Source organism: Acetobacteroides hydrogenigenes (assembly GCF_004340205.1).
GTDB classification, from domain to species: Bacteria; Bacteroidota; Bacteroidia; order Bacteroidales; family ZOR0009; genus Acetobacteroides; species Acetobacteroides hydrogenigenes.
Window position 1 is genome coordinate 77,278 of the sequence record NZ_SLWB01000015.1, and the last position, 20,226, is coordinate 97,503.

At 48.1% G+C, this 20,226-nt stretch carries 17 protein-coding genes; 13 read left to right on the forward strand and 4 right to left on the reverse strand.

Annotation, left to right across the window (positions count from 1 at the left end):
* The 3 genes from CLV25_RS13365 (at position 1) to omp85 (ending at position 2,756) form a co-directional block, all read left to right on the forward strand.
* The gene (locus CLV25_RS13365) at positions 1 to 696 is read left to right on the forward strand and encodes a response regulator transcription factor (protein ID WP_131840167.1); all 696 of its coding nucleotides are present in this window, start codon (positions 1 to 3) and stop codon (positions 694 to 696) included.
* 183 nt (positions 697 to 879) lie between these two features.
* The gene (locus tag CLV25_RS13370; RefSeq protein ID WP_131840168.1) at positions 880 to 1,269 is read left to right on the forward strand and encodes a hypothetical protein; all 390 of its coding nucleotides are present in this window, start codon (positions 880 to 882) and stop codon (positions 1,267 to 1,269) included.
* 158 nt (positions 1,270 to 1,427) lie between these two features.
* Positions 1,428 to 2,756, forward strand: a complete 1,329-nt coding sequence (omp85, locus tag CLV25_RS13375) for an Omp85 family outer membrane protein (protein WP_165877084.1) — start codon at positions 1,428 to 1,430, stop codon at positions 2,754 to 2,756.
* Between the two features lie 123 nt (positions 2,757 to 2,879).
* Here omp85 and CLV25_RS13380 read toward each other — a convergent pair whose 3' ends face one another.
* A complete protein-coding gene (locus CLV25_RS13380) occupies positions 2,880 to 3,674 on the reverse strand; it encodes a tRNA lysidine(34) synthetase (RefSeq protein ID WP_131840170.1) in 795 nt (264 codons plus the stop codon).
* 121 nt (positions 3,675 to 3,795) lie between these two features.
* On the opposite strand from CLV25_RS13380, the gene CLV25_RS13385 reads away from it, so the two are divergent.
* Positions 3,796 to 4,422, forward strand: a complete 627-nt coding sequence (locus CLV25_RS13385) for a carbonic anhydrase (RefSeq protein ID WP_131840171.1) — start codon at positions 3,796 to 3,798, stop codon at positions 4,420 to 4,422.
* On the opposite strand, the gene ispE is transcribed toward CLV25_RS13385, so the two are convergent.
* Complete coding sequence (gene ispE / locus CLV25_RS13390) at positions 4,412 to 5,260, reverse strand: 4-(cytidine 5'-diphospho)-2-C-methyl-D-erythritol kinase (RefSeq protein ID WP_317129327.1); 849 nt, start codon at positions 5,258 to 5,260, stop codon at positions 4,412 to 4,414. The two genes, CLV25_RS13385 and ispE, sit on opposite strands and share 11 nt — an antisense overlap.
* Positions 5,261 to 5,391: 131 nt before the next feature.
* Here ispE and CLV25_RS13395 point away from each other — a divergent pair, with 131 nt between their 5' ends.
* Both CLV25_RS13395 and CLV25_RS13400 read left to right on the forward strand, forming a co-directional pair.
* Positions 5,392 to 6,018 (forward strand): NADPH-dependent F420 reductase, encoded by a 627-nt coding sequence (locus CLV25_RS13395; protein ID WP_165877085.1) that lies wholly within the window; start codon positions 5,392 to 5,394, stop codon positions 6,016 to 6,018.
* A 143-nt stretch (positions 6,019 to 6,161) separates the two neighbouring features.
* Positions 6,162 to 6,527 carry a protease inhibitor I42 family protein gene (locus CLV25_RS13400; RefSeq protein ID WP_131840173.1) on the forward strand — a complete coding sequence of 122 codons (366 nt, stop codon included), beginning with the start codon at positions 6,162 to 6,164 and terminating at the stop codon, positions 6,525 to 6,527.
* A 52-nt stretch (positions 6,528 to 6,579) separates the two neighbouring features.
* On the opposite strand, the gene CLV25_RS13405 is transcribed toward CLV25_RS13400, so the two are convergent.
* Complete coding sequence (locus CLV25_RS13405; RefSeq protein WP_131840174.1) at positions 6,580 to 7,899, reverse strand: S28 family serine protease; 1,320 nt, start codon at positions 7,897 to 7,899, stop codon at positions 6,580 to 6,582.
* Positions 7,900 to 8,187: 288 nt separating this feature from the next.
* Between CLV25_RS13405 and CLV25_RS13410 the strand changes: the two genes are divergently transcribed.
* The 3 genes from CLV25_RS13410 (at position 8,188) to CLV25_RS13420 (ending at position 11,527) form a co-directional block, all read left to right on the forward strand.
* Positions 8,188 to 8,559, forward strand: coding sequence for a BlaI/MecI/CopY family transcriptional regulator (locus CLV25_RS13410; protein ID WP_207895677.1), 372 nt, complete (start codon positions 8,188 to 8,190; stop codon positions 8,557 to 8,559).
* Positions 8,556 to 9,965, forward strand: a complete 1,410-nt coding sequence (locus CLV25_RS13415) for a M56 family metallopeptidase (RefSeq protein ID WP_131840176.1) — start codon at positions 8,556 to 8,558, stop codon at positions 9,963 to 9,965. The genes CLV25_RS13410 and CLV25_RS13415 overlap by 4 nt, the downstream gene beginning before the upstream one ends.
* A 278-nt stretch (positions 9,966 to 10,243) precedes the next feature.
* Positions 10,244 to 11,527: a glycosyltransferase family 4 protein gene (locus tag CLV25_RS13420; protein ID WP_243649635.1), complete on the forward strand. Its 1,284-nt coding sequence runs from the start codon at positions 10,244 to 10,246 to the stop codon at positions 11,525 to 11,527.
* A gap of 294 nt (positions 11,528 to 11,821) precedes the next feature.
* Here CLV25_RS13420 and CLV25_RS13425 read toward each other — a convergent pair whose 3' ends face one another.
* Positions 11,822 to 13,432 (reverse strand): fumarate hydratase, encoded by a 1,611-nt coding sequence (locus tag CLV25_RS13425; RefSeq protein WP_131840177.1) that lies wholly within the window; start codon positions 13,430 to 13,432, stop codon positions 11,822 to 11,824.
* A 261-nt stretch (positions 13,433 to 13,693) separates the two neighbouring features.
* Between CLV25_RS13425 and CLV25_RS13430 the strand changes: the two genes are divergently transcribed.
* The 4 genes from CLV25_RS13430 to CLV25_RS13445 all read left to right on the forward strand — a co-directional run bounded on the left by CLV25_RS13430 (position 13,694) and on the right by CLV25_RS13445 (position 20,060).
* Positions 13,694 to 15,730 carry a M13 family metallopeptidase gene (locus tag CLV25_RS13430; RefSeq protein ID WP_131840178.1) on the forward strand — a complete coding sequence of 679 codons (2,037 nt, stop codon included), beginning with the start codon at positions 13,694 to 13,696 and terminating at the stop codon, positions 15,728 to 15,730.
* Between the two features lie 231 nt (positions 15,731 to 15,961).
* On the forward strand, positions 15,962 to 16,408 hold the full coding sequence (locus CLV25_RS13435) for a deoxycytidylate deaminase (protein ID WP_131840179.1): 447 nt from the start codon (positions 15,962 to 15,964) through the stop codon (positions 16,406 to 16,408).
* Positions 16,409 to 16,421: 13 nt separating this feature from the next.
* The gene (locus tag CLV25_RS13440; protein WP_131840180.1) at positions 16,422 to 18,044 is read left to right on the forward strand and encodes a S41 family peptidase; all 1,623 of its coding nucleotides are present in this window, start codon (positions 16,422 to 16,424) and stop codon (positions 18,042 to 18,044) included.
* A gap of 171 nt (positions 18,045 to 18,215) precedes the next feature.
* Positions 18,216 to 20,060, forward strand: a complete 1,845-nt coding sequence (locus tag CLV25_RS13445) for a glycoside hydrolase family 13 protein (protein ID WP_131840181.1) — start codon at positions 18,216 to 18,218, stop codon at positions 20,058 to 20,060.
* Positions 20,061 to 20,226 lie beyond the last annotated feature (166 nt).

A 20,226-nucleotide genomic window follows, 5' to 3' on the forward strand; every position in this document is an offset into this window, starting at 1 on the left:
ATGGAAGAGAATAGCTCATCAATAAGGATTGCGATTGTAGACGACGAGGCGTTGATTGTGATGCTTCTGTCTGACTTTTTTGCAAAGCACGAGCAAATTGTTGTGGACTTGACCGCTACAAGTGGACAACAAATTATTGATGCGTTTAAAGGAGCCCAAAGTATCCCAGAGATACTGCTGTTAGATCTCCAAATGGGAGAAATGAATGGGATTGAAACGGCTGCTATTCTTAAGCAGAATTATCCCGATTTAAAGATTATTGTTGTCTCTTCGCACTACAAGAAGTCGTTTATGGGCTACATGCTAAAGCTAGGGGTAAATGCCTTCCTTCCTAAAGGGATAGCACCGCAGCAGCTTGCCGAAGCCATAGAAGAGGTGCATGCTAAAGGCTTCTACTTTATGAGCGAGCAGATCGAAGTGATGCGCAATCAGATAGCATCGAGTGTGCCTGCTCCAGTATTTAAAACCGAGGAGACGCTTTCCGAGAGGGAAATTGCCGTGCTGAGGCTTATATGTATGCAGTACACCGCTCAGGAAATTGCCGATAAACTGTTCATCAATAAGCGAACCGTAGAGGGCTATAAAAGCAGCCTGCTGGCAAAAACTTCAGCAAAGAATACGGCGGGGCTGGTTATATACGCAATTCAGAAGCAAATAATCGATATAGACGACTGCTTCTTCACCCTTACAGAATAGGATATGCTTACATCCCTTCAAGCATAATTCGGACTTTACGTGCGAATACGTATAAATACCTGTTTTAAAAATCAGGTATTTCCTACCTTGTAAATACATTTTCGTCTGCTCATCTTTGTGCTCGACATTTACCGATTAGGACTTTGGTCGGTAAAGAGGGATTTATTCTTAGATGTAGAAATTATGGGTGCAGTTGATGTTTTAATTGTAATAGACACTGATGGTGCAGCCTCTAGTGGAAATCTTCGGGATAATGTTTCGCTAGTTGAAAAGGTAGATGGTGCAGGCTCGTGGAGTAAGCGCTGCTGCGATTTAATAACTTGCTGCAAAGCTGGGCAAACTGTTAAATGGAAAGCCGTTCCTAAATCTCCCGAAAGCGCAGTCGAGATTCTGGAGTTTAAGGGGCAGATGGTTCAAGGGGTTTGCAAGCCTATTCAAAAGAATATCTTTACCGGTATCTGGGAGGGGCAGATTAACCCATCCTCTAACGGACGATATCAGTATTCGGTAGATCTTGTTTTTGATGGAATTCGGATGTCTTTTGATCCGTATATTTTGGTAAATAAGGAATGACCAACAGCCAGTATCTAAATATAGCTATAGAAGAAACGTATAAAAGAATTGGGCAGTAATAATTATGGGGGGTATCTCGACGAGATATCCCCTTATTTTATGCGATGTGCTCATTAATTCCTTCTATTGTTCTAAATTCATCCCAAATTATTACTTGTATGAAGAAGACTCTGTTGGGCATCCTACTTGTTTTACCAGTGCTTGCTCTTGCTGGAGCAGACACAACCGCAAATCGCAAGGATGAGATCGTGAAAAAGGGCTGGAATCTTGGACCTATACCGGTTATTGCCTTCGACTCCGATCTTGGGTTCGAGTATGGCGCGGTGCTCAACTTTTTCAACTTTGGCGATGGTAGCAGCTACCCCGAGTACCGCCATTCGATTTATACCGAGGCCTCGCGCTACACCAAGGGCTCGGGCCAGTACCGCATCATCTACGACAGCAAGTACGTGCTTCCGGGTATTCGGTTGATGGCCGATTTGCAGTACCTGCCTACGCTGGCGGCCGAGTTCTACGGCTTTAACGGAGCCGAAAGCCGCTTCCATAAATCGTGGATTGACCCTGATAATGCCGACTACCGCTCGGAGCTCTTCTACAAGATGAATAAGGATATTGTTCGAATGGGGGTCGACCTTCAGGGTAAACTCAGCAACCCCAAGTGGGGCTGGCTGGTGGGCACATCGTACCAGCGCTACACCGTGGGGCCGCTCAGGCGTAGCAAGCTGAGCCCCGAGCCCAGCAGCTACGGCGAGTGGGATGTCCTCTACAACAAGTACGTCGACTGGGGTATCGTTGGTTCTGGTGAGCGCCGTGGCGGCGATCACCTTACCCTTAAGGGAGCCCTGATCTACGATACGCGCGACAACGAGCCCAACCCTATGCGCGGCATCTGGGCCGATGCGCTTATCTACTACGTTTCTCCAAGCCTTGCTGGCGGTACAAGCGGTCACGCCAAGCTGGCGATCACCCTGCGCAAGTACGTTACGCTTATCCCCAACGACCTATCGTTTGCCGTTAGGGCAATGGCCCAAAACGTGGTGGCCGGAAAATGTCCCTTCTACCTGCTGCCCCAAATTGTCACGGTATCGCCGCGCCGCTCCTTCTTCGAGGGGCTGGGCGGGGCCTACTCGCTTAGGGGCATCCTCCGCAACCGCGTTATGGCCGATGGCTTTGCGCTGGCCAACGCCGAGCTGCGCTACAAGTTCTGGCGGATGCACCTTCTCCGTCAGAACCTCTACTGGGCCATCACCGCCTTTGCCGATGCGGGGATGGTTACCCAAAATGCTTCGCTCGATCTCTCTGGCGTACCCCAATCGGAGTACGGCAGCTACTTCCGCAGCACCGCGCAGCGCCCGCACTACAGCTTTGGCATGGGCGGTAAGCTGGTGATGAACCAGAACTTCGTCATCTCGGGCGATCTTGGAAAGGCCGCCAGCAGCGACAATGGTTCGTGGGGCATGTACATCGGGGTGAACTTCCTGTTTTAGATTTTAGACTAAAGACACAAGATAATAAATGTGGCAGGGGTAATGCATCGATGCATTAGGCCTTCGGGAAATGTGGCAGGGGTGATGTAACGATGCATTGGGCCTGCCGGGAGCACGGGGAGGCTATCTCTTTTCCATCAAATTTTCGCTATTCCTTTTCTTAAGCGGCTTGCCCGATTGGGGCAGGTACTCGGGGAAGATGTTCTCCATCGAGCGGAAGAGGTTCTTGATGGCCGCCTTATTCATCGACTTGATTTGGGAAAGCACGTTGCGGATGTCCTGGCGCTTGGTGTTGCAGTCGTGCGGGCAGGTGGCCAGCGATGGCGGGTAGTCGCGCAGCGCGGTGTAGGCCGTAACGTCCTCCTCGGCGAGGCAGAGCATGGGGCGGATGAGGTGGATGCGCTCATCGAGCATCGAGAGCGAGCAGGGCATGGCGCTGATGGTGCCGTGCCATATCTGGTTCATCAGCAGGGTTTGTACGGCATCGTCCATGTGGTGCCCAAAGGCGAGCTTGTTGCAGCCAATCTCGCGGGTAAGGTTGAAGATCATCTTGCGGCGCATCCAGGCGCAAACGAAGCACATGCCCTTCTTCTTCTCGTTGTCGAGGTCCACTTCATCCTTTAGAAGGTAGAATGGGATGTTGAGGTGGTTGCAGAGCCGCGCCATGTAGCCGGTGTCGATGCGGTAGCCCACGTTGTCGAGCGCCACATGGGCTGCGCTAACCTTTATCGAGTAGGGCAGGCGGCGGACGCACTCGGCCATGAGCTCCAGCAGCAGGTACGAGTCCTTGCCGCCCGAGAGGCCCACCAGGATATGGTCGCCATCGGATAGTAGCTCCGTTTGGTAGATGTACTGGATAACCTTTGCGCTAACCTTCTTAAGCGCTTTTTCCACAAGGCGCTGCTCGTCCGTTTTCATGGGGCGCAAAGATAGTCGCGCGGCAGCTAATTTTATTGTAGTGAACGGGGCCTCGCACTATAATGCGTTAAACAATTTTCCCATTTGGACGTTAGGTTGTTATTTCAAATCAAAATTCCCAATGAAGGAGCTATTCGAGGGGGTTGTACGTTTCAACCAAAAGGATTTTGAGGAGCACGAGGAGCTGTTCAAGCAGCTGGGTAAGGAGCAGAAACCGCATACGCTTTTTATTGGTTGTTCTGATTCGCGGGTAGTTCCGAACCTTATAACCCGAACGCTTCCTGGCGAGCTGTTTGTTGTTCGCAACATCGCCAACATCGTTCCCAAATACCGCGAGAGTGGTGAGTACCTATCAACAACATCGGCCATTGAGTACGCGCTTACCATTCTGGGGGTGCAGAATGTGGTGATCTGTGGCCATTCTAACTGTGGAGGATGTAAGGCGATTTTTGCTGAACCCGAATCGCTTGCTGCTGTACCCCATGTAAGGAAGTGGCTCGAGTTGGCAGCCTGCGTTCGTCCAGTTGTAGAGCAAATGCTTGGCGAAGGCTCCGATCCGGAAAAGCAGGAGTGGCTGGCCGAGCAGGTAAACGTTGTACACCAGCTAAACCACCTGATGACCTATCCCAACGTGAAAGAGCGGGTTGCGCGAGGCGAGCTTAAGGTCTACGGGTGGCACTATATCATCGAAACCGGAGAGGTCTTCAACTACAACTTCGAAACAAAGGCGTTTGAGCTTATAGCTTAGCGGAAAATACCGTACAGCCCTCCACCGTAAAGTCTATTTCCTTATCGAATAATCCGAATATGGTAGATCCGCTTCCCGACATGGCTGCGTAGTTGGCGCCCTTGTCGTATAGCTGCTGCTTGATGGCTGCCAGCTGCGGATGGTTCCTGAACAGGTGTGGCTCAAAGTCGTTAAAAAGGACATCCTTCCAGCGCTCAATAGGCTGGCTAATGGCCTCCGTTAGCGGTATTTTGGGCTTTTTGGGGGTGATGCCCGCGAATGCCTCGGGGGTGCTAATGCCAAAGGGTGGCTTCACTAGCACGATGGTGTATCCTGATAAGTCTACCTTGATAGGAGAAAGAATCTCGCCACGACCGCTGGCAATCATCGGGCAGTTGTACACAAAGAAGGCGCAGTCACTGCCCAGCGTAGCGGCGTACTCGGCCAGCTTATCTTCCGATATGCCAAGTTCGAAGAGTTGGTTGAGCATCGTCAGCATAAAGGCGGCATCAGCCGACCCACCTCCTAGTCCGGCTCCAAAGGGTATTGCCTTATGAAGGTAAATGTCGAGCTTCGGAAGCTTGTATTCGTTAGCCAGCAGCTTATAGGCGCGCATTACCAGATTCTTTTCGGTAGGAGCATCAACGGCTAGTCCGGTTATATTGAGCGTAGTTTCGTTACCCGTAGCAGGAACAACCTCTAGGGCATCTCTCCAAGGTGCAGGATAGAAAATTGTCTCAAGATTGTGGAAGCCATCGGGGCGTTTTTCGACTACGTAGAGGCCAAGGTTAATCTTGGCGTTGGGGAATACAACCATTCTTTTAGAATTGCGGGTGAAATCTTTGCTGTTTGCTTGCAAAGATAGCAATGTTTGGTGGGCGATGCGAAATGTTGTGTGCGACCATAAAAAGAATCCGCCATAAATTGACGTTACCCTATTTCTGATGTTATACAGTAGAGAGCATTCGTCAACCAGTAAACATCATGGCTATGGAAATAGCAATTGTCGGATTAGGAAATTTGGGTGGAGCACTAGCGCGTGCTTTTGCCCGTGTTGGATATCGTGTGTTCGCAGGGGTTAGGGATGAGAAGGAGACCGATAGGGCTGCTTTGGAAAACTACCACAAGAACATATCGATCCACATGATGGAGGAGGTGGGGGCAATGTCCGATACCATTTTCTTCTGCGTTACGCCCCCTGCTATTACCGAAGTTTGCGATAGAGTCGGCAGCTTGGAAAACAAGCTTATTGTCGATACCATGAACTGCATTCACTCACATCCCGAAGGCTACGCTGATACCTTTGAGGCGCTTTCGGCCATTTATCCCCAATGCCACGTGGTGAAGGCCTTTAATACCACAGGCTACGAGAATATTCTGCATCCAAACTTTGGAGGCGTTCCTATCGATACCTTTATGGCTGGCGATGATGAGCATGCAAAGCATAGGGTTCATCGGATGGCAAAAGACATAGGCTTCTCGGAATGCTACGATTTTGGAGGTGCCAATACGGTTCATCTGCTCGAGGAGTTGGCTAGGATATGGGTTAACCTAGCCCTATTTCAGGGTAATGGTAGGAATATCGCATTCAAAATACTAAAAAGATGCCCTTACTAAAAATTATTGACAAAGATTGATGTACGACGCGAAATTTATTAGTTGTGCTTAGTATGGCTGATAGTCAGATTTATCGATTGCTTATATTCGCAGAGGATAGATGAATATATGACTTGGGTTGATAACTTGTAAGAGCAGCTACTATGACTAATTTTTTTTGCCTTGCTGCACTTATTGCAGCGCTTACACCACAAAACGGCAACGACTCTAAAAGCTCTACTCCTTCCTACGTAGTAAAGGAAAATGAAACCTTTAAAGTAGAGCTGCTTTCTAATCCATCGACGGGATATGCATGGTACATAGCAAAAAAAGGAGGTAGTACCGGAGTAGATTCCGTAGGGCATAGCTACCATGTTGCGTATGTAGGAATGCCATCTACAGGAGGAAAGGAGACCTTCGAATTTAAAGGGGTTTCTAAAGGGATTTCTACCTTAACCCTATACTACACGCGCCCTTGGGAAAAGGATAAGCCAGCACAGATTAGGGAAATTGTAGTAGAAGTAAAGTAGAAGAAAATGTAAAAAGGCTTTCATTACACGAAAGCCTTTTTTATGGTTGCTGCTATTCGCTAAGCCATTTCTCCAGCTTGCTTATCACCTCTTTCTTCATTGGTTCGGGAAGCGAAGAAATTCTTGCTCTATGGCTGCCTTGTGGTTGGACGTACATCTCCATATTCGTTCTATACCCTTTTATCACTGGCGATATTCTGCTAAATTTTGGAGCAACAGCAGTCCATGGGTCCCACTCTCCATAGATGAAGATCATCTTGGGGTCGTTTTGGTCTAGGAAGTTTTGGATTTTAAGAGCAAGACTTTTGTCAAACTTTGGAGCCGATCCTTCTGGAGCCATTAGCTTACGAAGGTAGCCTTTTGCTTTTTTGATCTTCAAGTATTTCTTGAATGGCTTAGTATCGTAGCCGTAGTATCCTAACTCTTTAGCAGCCTGAACAAAGAAAGATGTGGTTGGGCTGGTATTTTGGAAGTAGTCGGGCGAAGAGATGGCGATAAAGTGCTTGAATATGGTTGAGTCGGGCGAATCGAGAGTCGGTATTTTGTCGAGAGGAGTTCCCCACTGCCAAAAAGAGAAAGAGTATTCCAGTACGCAGTAGTCGAAAATTTCGTCGAGCGTTGTGTTAAACATCAGCTTGTCTTTCGAGCAAAGCGAATCGAACATGGGCTGCAGCGAACTTCTGCGCTTGAGCACCTCCACTTGGAAGTCCAGAACCTTTTTTCTTCCCTCTGGCGTACCAGTAATGTTGGCGATGAATGGTTCGTGACGGCCATCCTCCTCTCCAAAGTTGAGGGGCGCAACGTAGGGTACCGATATTTCCACATCGTTGGGGAAGAAGGTGCGGTAGATCATGGTGGTTTGTCCGCCTTTGCTGATACCGGTGCTTATCCACTTTCCTTTATAGATAGATCTTAGTGCCTTGTTGATACGGTGCAAATCGTTGGCCGACGCCTCGGCGGTAAGGTACTTCCAGTCGGCATTTGCGGGGGTTGACTTCGAGAAGTAGCGGTGCTCTACGAATACCAAGTTGGCGTTGAAAAGCTTCGACAGCTCCTCGCGGTAGCGGGGATTGGCGGAGTAGTCGGCGCTGTAGCCTTCGGTAACCATAACCGTTGGGCGGTCGTAGCCTACGTGCGCTACAAAAAAGCGCTGCTTAAACTTTCCCTTGGTGGTGTCGGCATAGTCGAGGGGTTGCTCGATGAATACCTCGTACTTTTCGTTGTACTGTTCGCTCTTTACAGATTCAATCGAAGCTATTCCGTAAAGATTTTTGAGCTGATCGGGCAGCGATGGGCCATTCTGTGCAAAGCCCCATGCTGCTTGAAGCGTAAAGAGCAGCAGAACGATGCTTCTAAGGATTTGTTTTTTCATTCGGTTTGGTTTTTAAGATGAATAAACCCTGCCGGTAGGGTTGTTTGTTGAACTTAGGTTTTGTTGTTGATGGGCATCCCGTTGCTTGCTTATCATTTAGCCTGTGACACGAATGCCCTGTTGTATTACATCTTTCGTACTTTCAAAGATAAAAAAGAAGAGTATTTGGGGAACTTTTTTAAAACGAGAATAAATAATTGGATGTGTTTTGAAAAAATATACTCAAAAGTTTGCTTTTATTCTTCAAAGCTTCTACAATTGTAGAATAAAAACTACAAAGATAGAATCATGAAGCTAACCAAGAGTGAAGAACAGCTGATGAACATTATATGGGAAAAGGAGAAGGCATTTATGAAGGATATCCTAGAGGCCATTCCAGAACCAAAACCAGCAGCAACCACCGTTGCCACGTTGCTAAAGCGTATGGTCGATAAAGGCTTTGTGGGGTTTAATACCTACGGTAACTCGCGCGAGTACTACCCGCTGGTTCAGAAATCGGACTACTTCTCGAAGCATATAAAAGGGCTTATCAAAAGCTACTTTGGCAACTCCGTTTCGCAGTTCGCCTCTTTCTTTACTGCTGAGGCCAATCTTAGTAAGGATGAGCTAGAGGAGCTAAAGCGAATTGTTGACGAACAGCTAAAGGATAAGAAGCAATGATTCCATTTCTCCTAAAATCGACCCTGCTGATGGCGCTGCTGCTGGCCGTGTACCAGCTTTTCTTAGGGCGCGAGAAGATGCACCGCTTCAGCCGCTACTACCTTTTGGCTGCGCTGCTGTTCTCGCTGGTGGCACCCTTCATTACCTTCGAAACGGAGCAGACGGTAATTCCAACTCTTCCAGCATTGGCTATCGATCGGGTGGTGGAGGCAACGGCTGATGCTGCGCCTACTGTACCTGCTACGGTACCTGAGGTGGTCGAACAACCTAAAGGTTTAGACTGGCAGATGCTGCTTTTGGTGATCTATTTTGCCGTATCGGCCACCTTCCTTGTTCGCTTTGCGCTTAACCTAGCTCTTGTCTTTCGTCGTGCCAAGATGGGCGAGCGGCAGCCCCTTGCCGGGGCAACGCTGGTGCTGATGGATGAGCCTACCTCGCCCTTTAGCTTCCTGCGCTTCATCTTTGTATCGGGTAAGGACTATCAGCATGGGGTTATTGGTCCCGAGCTGCTCACGCACGAGCTCACCCACGTTAGGCAGCGCCATACGATAGACGTGCTGCTGGTGGAACTGCTGCAGGTGGTACTTTGGTTTAATCCGTTGGTATACCTCTACAAGCGGGCTATCCGAACCAACCACGAGTACTTGGCCGATGAGCACGTAATCGATCATCATCTAAATGTAAAACACTACCAGCACCTGCTGCTAGACACAATATTCCGGAAGAATACCCCAAGCTTGGTAAGTAACATTGGTTATTCACTTACAAAAAAACGACTGATTATGATGACTAAGAAAACATCTAAGGGAAAGATGCTGACCGTTAAACTGGCAGTTTTACCCATTGTAGCATTGACCATGTTCGTATTCTGCGTTCGCTATGCCGAACCTGTAAAGGCTCATTCTCAAAACAAAAAGGAGAAGATGGAAAAGCTTATTATAGGTAAGAAAACTTTTGAAGTTTCGAGTGACACGCTGGAGATGATAAAGCGATTGGTGTACGAGCGTAGCAATGTCAAGTTCCGAACTAAAGGTGGAGATTGGCATAAGCCCCCATATGAGGAATTACCCGATTTTGAGAAGAGAATGTGCCTTGTCGGCTTAACAACCATGAAGGTGAACGCTCCAACTGGAGCTCAGCTCGCCGAGTGGAGCAATACCTCCAAGTTTGGGCTTTGGATTGATGGAAAGCACCAAAAGGATAACAGCATCCTAAAAAATTACAAGCCTTCCGACTTTAGCCACTTCTTTCTTTCTCGCCTTTACAAGAATGCGCAGCATGGAATTAATAAGGGCAAGCAGTACCAGCTCGACTTAACTACAAATGCTGGCTACGAAAAGGATTGCCGCGAAAAAGAGAAAAACTTTCAGGCGTTGCTAAAGCAGGTTAGGGCTGCCCAAAAGTAGTGGTGTGGGCCGTAAACAACGTTTGGGCGCATCGGATGGTGCGCCTTTTTTGTGGCTTCTCTTTTTCGAAATAGGTAACCTTAGATAGGATTCTTTAAACCGATATAACAGCCGGAGGGAATCTTCTTTCGTACTACACTATGATGAAGGAAGAAATTTCGGCTCTCTTTTAAGCGACTCTTACGATGGCGTGGGAGTCGTTTGCGTAAATAAAGGGCTTTTGGCGTATGAGGGATGGTCTCTGATACTAGTTACTAATCATAAAAAGGACCAGTAACATGCGCGTACTAATGTTTGGATGGGAGTACCCACCCCATATATCGGGAGGATTGGGTACGGCTTGCCTCGGCATCACTCAGGGGCTGGCGGAAAGGAATGTTGATATTCTATTTGTTGTTCCCAAGGCTTATGGCGATGAGCCTTTCCCCCGAGGGATGCTAATTGGAGCAGAGGGAACTCCGCATAAGCTGCAACAGGTACCGCGCAAAATAGGCCAGCTGCTACAGGTAAACGTTCCATCCAAGCTTCAGGCCTACCCACAGGCTGCATATCGGGGACTCTACGAAACAGAGCAGAAGAAATCTGAAACGGAAGGTACTGCAACGCATCGAGGTTTTCATTTTTCGGGTGGATATGGGCCAAACCTTTTAGCCGAGGTGGCCCACTATGCCAGCGTTGGCGGGCGCATTGCCCGTGACTACGATTTTGACCTAATCCACTCGCATGACTGGCCAACCTTTCCTGCCGGTATCGTTGCTAAAAAGGTAACGGGCAAGCCGCTGGTGGTGCACGTGCATGCTACCGAGTACGACCGTAGCGGCTTCAACATCAACAAGCAGGTGTACGCCATCGAGAAGATGGGCATCGACGAGGCCGATAGAATCATCTGCGTTAGTAACCTAACCAAGCATAAGCTCATCAACTTTTACCATGCCGACGAGCGCAAGATTGAGGTGGTGCATAATGGGGTAGAGCACTTCGAGAATGCCCTGAACGACGAGGAGAAGATCCGAATCACCTCCGAAAAGGTGGTTTCCTTCCTCGGGCGCATCACCTACCAAAAGGGGCCGGCCTTCTTTGTGGAGGCTGCCAAAAAGGTGCTCAACTATGTGCCTAACGTTCGGTTTGTAATGGCCGGCGATGGCGACATGCTTCCCGCAATGGTCGATCGCGTAGCGCAGCATCGCATGGGCGATCGATTCCACTTTACCGGATTCCTAAGGGGAAAGGAGGTTGCCAAGCTCTTTGCCCAAACCGACGTCTTTGTGATGACTTCGGTATCCGAGCCCTTTGGAATTGTTCCGCTGGAGGCCATGCAGATGAATGTTCCCGTGGTTCTGTCGCAGCAGTCGGGTGTATCGGAGGTGCTGAAGTACGCCATTAAGGTCGATTTTTGGGATATAGATTCCCTAGCCGATGCTATTTACGGGCTAATAACCTATCCGGCTTTGCACTCGTTCCTGAGCATCAACGGCCACATCGAGTCGCTAAGCCTGAGTTGGGCTGATGCCGTTAGGAAGATAGAGCGCTGCTACCAGAAAGTGGTGGGTAAGGTGGCGTAGGAAAGGTGCTTTTTTGAGTAGCCATTTTCCCATGGTAAAACGATCGAAAAATGCTTTGAGCAGCCGTTTCTCCATGGTAAAACGATCGTCAAAAGCTTTGAGTAGGCGTTTCCCTATGGTGAAACGCTTGTAAAAAGCTTTGAGTAGCTGTTTTCCTATGGTGAAACGATCGGTAAAAGCTTTGAGCAGCTGTTTTCCTATGGTAAAACGTCTAAAGAAAATCTGATATGGGTATCAACAACAAAAAAGGCGGAGCCTCTAAGCCCCGCCTTTCTAATATCTAACGTCTAACGACTAGTGTCTCATATGCTCGAAGAAGTCGTTGCCCTTATCATCTACAATGATGAAGGCAGGGAAGTTCTCCACGCGAATCTTACGAACGGCCTCCATGCCCAGCTCGGGGAAGTCGACCACCTCTACGCTCTTGATGCTGTTCTTGGCAAGGATGGCAGCAGGACCGCCAATCGAGCCGAGGTAGAATCCGCCGTGCTTCTTGCAGGCATCGGTAACCTCCTTCGAGCGGTTACCCTTAGCCACCATGATCATCGAACCGCCAAGGTTTTGGAATAGGTCAACGTAGCTGTCCATACGTCCTGCGGTGGTTGGCCCGAAGCTGCCCGATGGCATTCCGGCTGGAGTCTTGGCAGGTCCGGCATAGTATACAGGGTGATTCTTGAAGTACTCCGGCATTGGTTGGCCAGCGTCAATCATCGCCTTGATTTGGGCGTGGGCAATATCGCGCGCAACGATAAGGGTTCCCTTAAGGTTGAGGCGGGTCTTGATGGGGTACTTCGATAGCTCGGCAAGCACCTCGTTCATTGGTCTGTCTAGGTCGATTTCTACCGCAGGGGCAAGGTATGGAGCCTCGGTTGGTAGGAAGCGTCTTGGGTTGGTTTCGAGCTGCTCTAGGAAGATACCATCCTCGGTAATCTTACCCTTAACGTTACGATCGGCGCTGCAGCTAACCCCCATACCCACTGGGCACGATGCGGCGTGGCGTGGAAGACGGATAACGCGAACGTCGTGCACGAAGTACTTTCCGCCAAACTGCGCACCAATTCCGGCATCCTGACAAATCTTCTTCACCTTAGCTTCCCACTCTAGATCGCGGAAAGCCTGTCCACCCTCGTTGCCCGAGGTTGGAAGATGGTCGAGGTATCCGGCCGAAGCCTTCTTTACGGTGGCTAGGTTCATCTCTGCCGATGTACCGCCAATAACAATCGCAAGGTGGTATGGAGGGCAGGCCGATGTTCCAAGGTCGAAAATTTTCTCCTTAATGAACTTGGTTAGCGATGCCTCGTTGAGCAGCGCCTTGGTTTGCTGGTAAAGGAAGGTCTTGTTGCCCGATCCTCCGCCCTTAGTGATGAACAGGAACTCGTACTTGTTTCCCTTTTCGGCGTATAGGTCTATTTGAGCAGGAAGGTTGGTTCCTGTATTCTTTTCGTCGAACATGGTGAACGGAACCACCTGCGAGTAGCGGAGGTTGCGGTCGCGGTAGGTTTCGAAGATACCCTTCGATAGGTACTCGGCATCCTCGGCGTTGGTCCAAACACCCTCGCCCTTTTTACCGATAACGATGGCGGTACCGGTATCCTGACAGGTTGGAAGCTCACCCTCGGCAGCAACCACCTGGTTTAGGAGCATGGTGTAGGCCACAAAGCGGTCGTTGTCGGTAGCCTCTGGGTCGTCGAGAATAGCGCGAAGGCTAGCCAGGTGCGACGCGCGAAGGTAGAACGATACATCGGCCATTGCCTCGCGGGCAAGCAGCTGAAGCCCTTCGGGGGCAACCTTAAGAATCTTACGGCCATCTACCTCGATGGTCGAAACGTAGTCCTTGGTAAGTAAGCGGTACTCAGTGGTATCTTCCTTTATCGGAAAAGGTTTCTGATAGATAAATTCTGCCATTGCTTCCTCATTTACACGTCCCGAGTAAGGGGGCGTAGGTTTTTAATGTTTGTCGAATCACAAAGATAGTGGGAAAAGGATAAGATGTGCTGGTTTAAAATGTGCCTTATAACATTTTATAGGGAAGAGGGCGGTTGTAACATTCCTCAAAATTGAACGTCTGATGTGTTGGTGCATTCTGCCAATTTCCCACAAGTTCGAGGGCGGATGTAACCCTAAGATCAATATCTTTAACATCAAAAACTAAAGCTACAAGCTACGATGCAAACCAAATCATTCACAAAACCGCTAGTTATTCTTGCCGCGATAGGCCTTATTGCCGTGTCGTGCTCCAAGAATAAGGGTGAGTCGAAAGACCTGCTGCTTTCGACAATGGACACCACCGTTAATCCTGGCGACGACTTCTTTATGTACGCCAACGGTCTTTGGATAAAGAATAATCCAATCCCGGCAGCCTACAGCCGCTGGGGAATTGGCAACATCATCAACGATGAGATTTACGAGCGCCTACGCACCATCAACGAGAACTCTTTAAAGGAGGGTGGTGCAAAGGGTAGCAATACCCAAAAGATCGGCGACTTCTGGTACAGCGGTATGGATACCGTTTCCATCGAAAAGGAGAAGCTGAATCCGCTTAAGGCCGATCTGAACCGAATTGCAAGTATGAAGAGCTTGGCCGATGTGCTTGCCGTGGTTGCCTACATGCATACGCTGGGCATTCAGCCGCTGTTTACCATGTACGCCACGCAAGATCAGAAGAACTCGGACATGATTGCCCTTTACCTCGAGCAAGGAGGTATTGGCCTTCCCGATCGCGACTACTTCTTCAACACCGACAAGCATACCACCGATGTTCGTAAGGATTACCAAAACGTTTTCCTAGTGAACATGTGCAAGCTTTCGGGTTTAGACACTAAGCAAGCGGGCGAAGTTTATAAGTTGGAAGAGGGTCTTGCAAAGGCATCTCGTAAGCTAGAGGCACTTCGCGATCCTTATAAGAACTACAATAAGATGTCGATTGCCCAGCTTAACAAGCTAACACCCGGAATCGATTGGAGTAAGATGCTTCCAGCGATGAAAGTGAAGAAGGTTGATTCGGTTATCGTAGGCCAACCTGAATTCCTAAAGCAGGTAGCTACAAGCATCAAGTCGGTTTCTATCGACACATGGAAGGCGTACCTAACGCTTAACCTACTCAATGAGTATGCTTCGTACCTTCATAAGGATATCAACAAGGAAAGCTTTAGGTTCTACGGTACCGTGCTTTCGGGAGCCAAGGAGCAGCGTCCACGTTGGAAGCGCGTGCTTAGCGCCGAAGAGGGTGCCATGGGCGAAATCTTGGGCCAGCTGTTCGTTAAGGAATACTTCCCAGAGCACACCAAGAAGCGCTACGAAGCGATGGTGGAGAACGTAAAAACAGCCTTTGGAGAGCGTGTTAAAAAGCTCGACTGGATGAGCCAGCCAACTAAGGAGAAGGCTCTTGCTAAGCTTGCTACGGTATCGCAAAAGGTTGGATATCCTAACAAGTGGAAAGATTTATCGAGTCTTCAGGTTGATCGTGGCCCATACGTGCTCAACATGAAGCGTGCCGGCGAGTTCTGGTATGCCTATAACATCAACAAGCTGGGCAAGCCGGTAGATCGAACCGAGTGGGAGATGACCCCACAAACCTACAACGCCTACTACAACCCATCCAACAACGAAATTGTGCTTCCTGCCGCCATCTTCTCAATCCCCGGATGGAACGACGACGATATCGACGATGCCATTGTGTATGGCTATGCTGCCGCATCTACCATCGGTCACGAGCTTACCCACGGTTTTGACGATCAAGGCTGTCAGTACAACGAAAAGGGTAATCTTGTAAAGTGGTGGACACCTGAGGACGAGAAGAAGTTTGCTGAGCGTACCAAGAAGATCGTTACCCAGTTCAATAAATTTGTAGTGCTCGATAGCCTCCATGTAAACGGCGAGGCTTCGCAGGGCGAGAACATAGCAGATCTTGGTGGAATCGTTATCGCTTGGGATGCCTTTACCAAAACTAAGCAGTATAAGGAGGGCAAGAAGATTAATGGTTTAACACCTGCACAACGCTACTTCCTAGGCTATTCGCTAGGATGGTTAGGCCATCAGCGTAATGAGGCTTTGGCCAACCAGATAATGACCGACGTTCACTCGCCCGCAAATCTTAGGGTTAATGGTCCATTTGCCAATGTTGATGCGTTCTACAAGGCGTTCAACGTAAAGCCCGGAAACAAGATGTATGTTCCCGAAAAGGATAGAATTAAAATTTGGTAGCCTTTTAGGCTGAAGATGTTTGCAAGGCCAGCCGACTGATTTTGTTGGCTGGCTTTTGCTTTAGGGTTGATGGCAAATTAAAAATTGTTAAGCAGAAGCCTTTTGCAGTATGCTAGGGTAAAAGTTATATCTTTGCTCATTAATCTAAATTTGGATATTTTAGATTCGTTATTGCCTAAACGACTAGTATTTTTTTATAGACTTTCATCCAGATAACTAACTAAAATTGGTATGGATACCTGCCAAGAAATAGCTGTTAGTGCCGAAAAACAGCTTCAGTTCGATCGGAGCTACCTTGAAATGGCCAGAATATGGGCTAAGAATTCCTACTGCGTACGTCGTAAAGTAGGTGCTCTTCTCGTTAAAAATCGAATGATTATTTCTGATGGTTATAACGGCACTCCTGTCGGGTTTGATAACGTGTGTGAGGATATCGACGGCAAAACGTTACCCTACGTGCTGCATGCCGAAGCCAATGCCATCTCTAAGGTTGCCAAAAGCAACAACTCTAGCGAGGGAGCAACCCTTTACATTACGGCATCGCCCTGTGTGGAGTGTGCAAAGCTTATAATTCAGGCTGGAATAGTTCGAGTAGTTTACATAGATTTATATCACAATACCGACGGCATCGACCTCTTAATGCGTGCCGGGATAAAGGTAGAACAGATCGCTATTTAATTTTTTTATTGAAATGTCATACGACAACAAGAAGCGCGACATCCTGCTGCCTATTCTAATTGCTTCAGCCTTGATAGTAGGCGTTCTGATTGGGCTTCAGCTTCGCGAAAACGATATCAAACGCAGTCGCCTATTCAGCTCAAAGTCCGATAAGCTCAACGCCATAATGAACTACATTGAGGAGGAGTACGTCGACACCATAGCGAGAGACTCGTTGGTGGAGAAGACTATTCCTCTTATGATGGCCAACCTCGACCCGCATTCGGTGTATATCCCTGCTAAGGAAATTGAGTCCGTAAACGAATCGCTCGATGGAGAGTTTAGCGGAATTGGGGTTGAGTTTAACATGCCTAACGATACTGTGGTTGTCCTAAATACCGTTCCTGGAGGCCCGTCGGAGAGGGTGGGAGTAAAGTCGGGCGATAGGATTGTAAGAATTAACGATACTACTATTGCCGGCGTAAAGTTCCCTCAGGATGGTATTATGAAGCGCCTTCGTGGCAAAACAGGGACAAAGGTAACGGTGAGCGTTAAGCGCCGCGGTGTTGCTCAGCTCATCAAGTTTACCATTGTTCGTGATATAATTCCTGTAAAAAGCGTTGACGTAGCCTATATGGTAGAGCCTAAGGTTGGCTACATCAAGATTTCGAAGTTTGCCCGAGATACCTACAAGGAGTTTAGTGATGCTATTAATAAGCTTCACAACCAAGGGATGAAGAAGGTTATTATTGATCTTCGTGGTAATACCGGAGGGTATCTCGATCAGGCCGTTGAGATTGTAAACGAGTTCCTTCCCGAAAATACGCTGATTGTGTATACCCAAGGTAAAGCTCGTCCACGTCAGAATCTTTACTCCGATTCCAGAGGAAGCGCCAAGAACGATGAGGTTGTTGTTCTTATTGACGAAGAAAGCGCCTCGGCTAGCGAAATTGTTGCTGGTGCAATTCAGGATAACGACCGAGGAACCATTATTGGGCGTCGCTCTTTTGGAAAAGGATTGGTACAGGAGCAGGCTAGCCTAACCGATGGATCGGCGCTTCGCCTTACTGTTGCTCGCTACTATACGCCAACGGGTCGTTCTATACAAAAGCCTTACAAGCTTGGCGATGGAGCCGACTACTACATGGATATTAGCAACCGCTACATCCATGGGGAAATGAATAACATTGATAGCATTAAGCAGAACACAAAGCTACGCTACAAAACCCCTAAGGGTAAGATCGTGTACGGTGGCGGTGGCATTATGCCTGATATCTTTGTTCCCTTGGACACAGTTGGGGTTGGAAAGTTCTACAAGAAGGTGTACGAGCAGAGCTTGATCTTTAAGTTTACTGCCGATTACTCCGATAACCACCGACAGGAGCTTAACAAGATTACAAAGATTGGACAGCTTAAGCAGTATCTAACGGGTCAAAACCTTATGGGGCAGTTTATTCGCTACTGTGCAAAATCGGGCGTTTATCCCGAAGGTCGCGATCTTAAGCACTCTTACAAGCTTATCGATGCGCAGCTTAAGGCTTTTATAGGACGAAATACTCCGCTTAACGACGAAGGCTTCTATCCTTTTATAGAGCCTATAGATAGCGTGCTGAAGCAAGCGGTTGCAGAACTTCATAGGAAGAAAGGTAAATATTAAATATGGTAGAATAACGGGGAGATTCCATAAAGAATCTCCCCGTTTTGTTTTGCTGCTTTCGTGATGCATTCAAATAAGAAATTAGCCTTTTGATCGTTTGTTGCTGGCAGTGTAAATAGGCGACTGGAAAAAGATAGTACAAAGCAATATCTTGGGGCAAAAATACTATCGATGAGACACCTAAAAATATCTTTCCTAGCAGCGCTACTTTTGCTGTTGTTTTCAGGAGCGTATGCGCAGGTTGAGCGTATTGATCCTCCCTATTGGTGGGTTGGAATGAAGAATGGAAACCTGCAGCTGCTGGTTAAGGGTAAAGGCATTGCAAGCCTTGAACCACGTATTGTTCAGGCAGGTATTACCCTCGAAAAGGTAAGCCGATTCGAAAACGCCAACTATCTGGCGCTGGATGTTGCCATTGAACCCGAAATGAAGGCTACAACTTTTAATATCGAGTTCTTCAAGAATGGCAAGAAGGCTTTTGTAAAACCGTACGCCTTAAAAGAGCGAGTTAACGATCCAAAGGCCCATCAGGGATTTAGCTCGAAGGATGTGGTGTACCTTGTTATGCCCGATCGCTTTTCGAATGGCGATCCAACCAACGATAACATCAAAGGTATGGAGCAAATGGACCGTAAGGCGCTTTTCGGTCGTCATGGAGGCGATATTCAGGGCTTGATAAACCATATCGACTACTTCAAAAATTTGGGGATAACCTCTGTATGGCTTAATCCTGTTCAGGAAAACGACCAGCCAGTTCAATCGTACCATGGCTACGCTATCACCGATCTATACCGTATCGATCGTCGCTTTGGCAGCAACGAGCTTTACTTCGACTTTGTGAGGAAGATGCACGATAAGGGGCTCAAGGTAATCATGGATATGGTGTTCAACCATGTTGGTACCAACACCTACTTCGTTAAGGATCTCCCCTCCAAGGATTGGTTGAATTACCCCGACACCAAGGAGCGCTCCAACTTCCGTGGCGAGGTAATTAGCGATCCAAATGCATCGAAGGCCGATCGAGAGAAGATGAGCAATGGCTGGTTCGATAGCAGCATGGCCGATCTTAACCAGAATAATCCTTTTGTTTACCGCTACCTTGTTCAAAATTCCATCTGGTGGATTGAGGCTGCAGGGCTGGATGGTATTCGTATGGATACCTATCCCTATCCTGATAAAAACGCTATGGCTAGCTGGATTCCCGAGGTGATGAACGAATATCCAAACTTCAATATAGTGGGAGAGTGCTGGCTGCAAACCGTTCCCGCTACGGCTTACTGGCAAAAGGGCGGGTTTAACCGCGATGGATATCAATCTCCACTCCGATCAATTACCGATTTCCCATTGTTTAATGCGCTTGTTCCCGCATTCAAGGAGAAAACAGGATGGAGCGAAGGCCTCTCTCGTCTGTACTACGTGCTGACGCAGGATAATATGTACGGAAGCCCTAATGAGCTACTCGTGTTTCCAGAAAACCACGATGTAACCCGCCTTTATACTGCATTGGGTAATAACTTCGAGAGCTGGAAGCAGGCTATAGCCTTTATTCTTACTACTCGCGGAATTCCTCAAATCTACTACGGTACCGAGTACCTAGACCATAACAACGAGGGAGGCGAGCACGGCTATCTGCGCAAGGATTTCCCTGGAGGATGGGCTGGCGATACCGTTAACGTTGCTACCGGTAAGGGGCTTAGCGACAAGCAAACTGAAGCATTTAGGTATATCAGTACCATCCTAAACTGGCGAAAGACCAGTGAGGTTGTTACGAAGGGTAAGCTAACCCAGTTTATCCCCGAAGGCGATACTTACACCTACTTTAAAACCTACAACGGCAAAGCTGTAATGGTTGTGCTTAACAACGGCGAAGGGCGTAAGTTGGAGCTAACGCGCTTTAATGAAATCCTTAAGGATTTTAAGAAGGGTAGAGATGTAGCGACAGGGGATACCTACTCTTTTGAGAACGGTTTTATTGATCTAAAATCTCGTAACGCGCTTATCCTCGATCTAGAGTAAAAAGCATAATCTGCTACTTCTTATATTTTGAACAGGTAAGGGAGCATCCATATAGGGGTGCTCCCCTTACATTTTGAGCGCTTTATAGGGAAAAATTACGCTCTTCCTATTGATTGATGCCCTAAAATAGTGATAAATTACACGAGCTGTTTTGGAGGTCTTTTGC

Bases quoted from the DNA above. Each gene is read 5' to 3' on its own strand.
- CLV25_RS13365 (WP_131840167.1), top strand. From the start codon at position 1: ATGGAAGAGAATAGCTCATCAATAAGGATTGCGATTGTAGACGACGAG.
- CLV25_RS13370 (WP_131840168.1), top strand. From the start codon at position 880: ATGGGTGCAGTTGATGTTTTAATTGTAATAGACACTGATGGTGCAGCC.
- omp85 (WP_165877084.1), top strand. From the start codon at position 1,428: ATGAAGAAGACTCTGTTGGGCATCCTACTTGTTTTACCAGTGCTTGCT.
- CLV25_RS13380 (WP_131840170.1), bottom strand. From the start codon at position 3,674: ATGAAAACGGACGAGCAGCGCCTTGTGGAAAAAGCGCTTAAGAAGGTT.
- CLV25_RS13385 (WP_131840171.1), top strand. From the start codon at position 3,796: ATGAAGGAGCTATTCGAGGGGGTTGTACGTTTCAACCAAAAGGATTTT.
- CLV25_RS13395 (WP_165877085.1), top strand. From the start codon at position 5,392: ATGGAAATAGCAATTGTCGGATTAGGAAATTTGGGTGGAGCACTAGCG.
- CLV25_RS13400 (WP_131840173.1), top strand. From the start codon at position 6,162: ATGACTAATTTTTTTTGCCTTGCTGCACTTATTGCAGCGCTTACACCA.
- CLV25_RS13405 (WP_131840174.1), bottom strand. From the start codon at position 7,899: ATGAAAAAACAAATCCTTAGAAGCATCGTTCTGCTGCTCTTTACGCTT.
- CLV25_RS13410 (WP_207895677.1), top strand. From the start codon at position 8,188: ATGAAGCTAACCAAGAGTGAAGAACAGCTGATGAACATTATATGGGAA.
- CLV25_RS13415 (WP_131840176.1), top strand. From the start codon at position 8,556: ATGATTCCATTTCTCCTAAAATCGACCCTGCTGATGGCGCTGCTGCTG.
- CLV25_RS13420 (WP_243649635.1), top strand. From the start codon at position 10,244: ATGCGCGTACTAATGTTTGGATGGGAGTACCCACCCCATATATCGGGA.
- CLV25_RS13425 (WP_131840177.1), bottom strand. From the start codon at position 13,432: ATGGCAGAATTTATCTATCAGAAACCTTTTCCGATAAAGGAAGATACC.
- CLV25_RS13430 (WP_131840178.1), top strand. From the start codon at position 13,694: ATGCAAACCAAATCATTCACAAAACCGCTAGTTATTCTTGCCGCGATA.
- CLV25_RS13435 (WP_131840179.1), top strand. From the start codon at position 15,962: ATGGATACCTGCCAAGAAATAGCTGTTAGTGCCGAAAAACAGCTTCAG.
- CLV25_RS13440 (WP_131840180.1), top strand. From the start codon at position 16,422: ATGTCATACGACAACAAGAAGCGCGACATCCTGCTGCCTATTCTAATT.
- CLV25_RS13445 (WP_131840181.1), top strand. From the start codon at position 18,216: ATGAGACACCTAAAAATATCTTTCCTAGCAGCGCTACTTTTGCTGTTG.